Here is a 2,361-nt window from a genome sequence, read left to right on the forward strand (position 1 = left end):
CGGCCGGGTGCTGGCCGGGCTGCCGCACGGCGCGTTCTTCGGCGTCGGCGCGGTCGTCGCCGCGCGCCTCGTCCCCGACGGCCGCCAGGCACGGGCCGTCGCCACCATGTTCCTCGGGCTCACGGTCGCCAACATCGTCGGTGTACCGGCCGCCACGCTGCTCGGCCAGCACCTCGGCTGGCGTGCCACGTTCATGGTGGTCGCGGTGATCGGTCTGGTTGCCATGGCCGCGCTGGCCCGCCTGGTCCCGCAGATCCCGCGCGAGGCGCACCAGGACGTCCGCCGCGAGATCCGCGCCCTGGGCAACCGGCAGGTGGTCCTCGGCCTGTTCACCGCCGTCCTCGGTTTCGCCGGCGTGTTCGCCGTCTACTCCTACCTCTCCTCCATGACGACCGAGGCCATGGGCTTCGGCGAGTCCTCGGTGACGCTCGTCCTGGCGCTCTTCGGCATCGGGATGACCCTGGGCGCACTGGCCGCCGGACCGCTGACCGACCGCGCGCTGCGGCCCACCCTGTACGGGTCGCTCGCCGCCCTGGCCGTGGTGCTGGTCGTCTTCCCCTTCGCCGCCCAGGTGAAGTGGGCCGCGCTGGTCATGGTCGTGCTGCTCGGAGCGGTCGGTTTCATGACGACCACGCCCCTGCAGATGCTGGTCATGAACAAGGCGAAGGACGCCCCCACCCTCGCCTCCGCCTCCAACCACTCCGCGTTCAACCTGGCCAACGCCGGAGGGGCCTGGCTCGGCGGTGTGGCCATCTCGGCCGGCTGGGGATGGACCTCGCCCGCCCTGGTCGGCGCGGTTCTGGCGGTCGCGGGCCTGGCGGTTGCCGTCACCGCGGGCGTGCTCGACCGGACGCCGGGCACCTCACGGATCGTGGCGGGCGGCACGGCGGTGCGCGAGGAACACCGGATCGCCGCGCACTGACGCGAGGCGCTCTGCGGGCACCCGGCCCCGCCCGGGACCGGGTGCTTACGCCGCGCCTCATCGGCCGGGCGTGCGGTGCAGGGGCGCTGTGCGCCGGTCGGTGGCCTCCGTCTCCGCCGTCCGCTCGTCGCGGGCGGCCGGTACCGCCTCGTCGCCGTCCGCACCCGGTGACGGCGGCGCCGTCCGCACCCGGGGACGGCGGGTAGAACCGCCGGGCCCAGCGCCGGAACGGGCCGATCGGCCCGTCGCCGTGGGCGAGCCGGGGCGGTTGCAGATACTCCTTGTGGTGCCAGATCGGGAAGTCGGCGGCCGTGAACTCGCAACTGGACCGGAAGACCGCCCGGTCCAGCAGCCGGGCCGCCGTCCGGCTCACCGCCCGGGCGAGCGGGGCGGGCAGCCGCGCCGGCTCGTCGAACGCGATGCGGTTGCGCTGCCGGAACTGCATCCGGTTGGGCGCGATCGCCGTCGGCATGATCATCGTGCACATCCGCAGCCCCAGCCGGGGCGTGTGCACATCGACGTGCAGGCACCCCAGTCCGTAGCCGTCCACGTCCACGTCCACGACGAAGTCGCCCAGGAGCGGCGCCGACTCGTGGGCCCGCACGGAGACGTGGAAGGAGGCGTCGTCGTACACCACGGGCCCGCTGATCTCCGCCTTCGACCAGCCGTGCAGGGTGGCGAAGTGCCCGAGGTCGACCGAGTTCTCGATGACCTCCTGGGCGTTGCCGGCCAGCTCCCAGACGGCGCTGCGGGCGGACCGGTGGCCGATCTCGTGCCAGTCGGGGACGGTCCAGTCCGGGGCCCGGCCGTCGTGGTGCCGCCAGACGAAGACGGCGCCGTTGGCCTCGTGCACCGGCAACTGGGTCAGCGGCGAACGCGGCGGCGGGGTGTCGTACCCCGTACGCACACAGGTGCCGTCGGGACCGAAGGCGAAGAGGTGGAAGGGGCATACGAGATCCTCCCCCTCGACCTTCGCCAGTCCGAGATGAGCACCGAGGTGCGGGCAGTACGGATGGACGGCGCGGATCGCCCCCGTGCCGAGCCGGTAGAGCACCACGTCACGTCCCGCCAGCGGCCGGGTGAGCACGGTGCCCCTGCGTAACTCCTCGGAGACTGTCTCTTATACACATATGTGTATAAGAGACAGGGATACGGCAGGGCGGGCGCACCCGCGGTGTCGGCGGGTGTCGGTCCCTCGGTGATGGCGCGCCTGTACTCGCGTGACAGTCCCACAGCTCCCCTCCCGGATCCGGTCCCCTGGAGACTGCCCGCCCCACTCCCCGATCCACCCGGCACGCCGCACACCACCCGAACGGGAAGAAATGCGGCGAGCGTTGACGGCGGTGGGCGGCGGCGAAAGACGGAAAGGGCCGGGGAGGAACGCGGCAGCGTTCCTCCCCGGCCCCCACGGGCGGGCCGCGGCCCGCGGGCCCGGCACC

1 protein-coding gene and 1 pseudogene are annotated in these 2,361 nt (G+C 73.2%); one reads left to right on the forward strand and one right to left on the reverse strand.

What is annotated here, in order from left to right:
- On the forward strand, positions 1 to 922 hold a 922-nt coding region (locus IH13_RS39360), incomplete at its 5' end, for an MFS transporter (protein WP_031091185.1).
- On the opposite strand, the pseudogene IH13_RS0135545 reads toward IH13_RS39360, so the two are convergent.
- Positions 828 to 2,155, reverse strand: a pseudogene (locus IH13_RS0135545) (Rieske 2Fe-2S domain-containing protein). The gene IH13_RS39360 and the pseudogene IH13_RS0135545 sit on opposite strands and share 95 nt — an antisense overlap.
- Positions 2,156 to 2,361: the final 206 nt, after the last annotated feature.

It is taken from the genome of Streptomyces sp. NRRL WC-3549 (genome assembly GCF_000721935.1).
GTDB lineage: Bacteria > Actinomycetota > Actinomycetes > Streptomycetales > Streptomycetaceae > Streptomyces.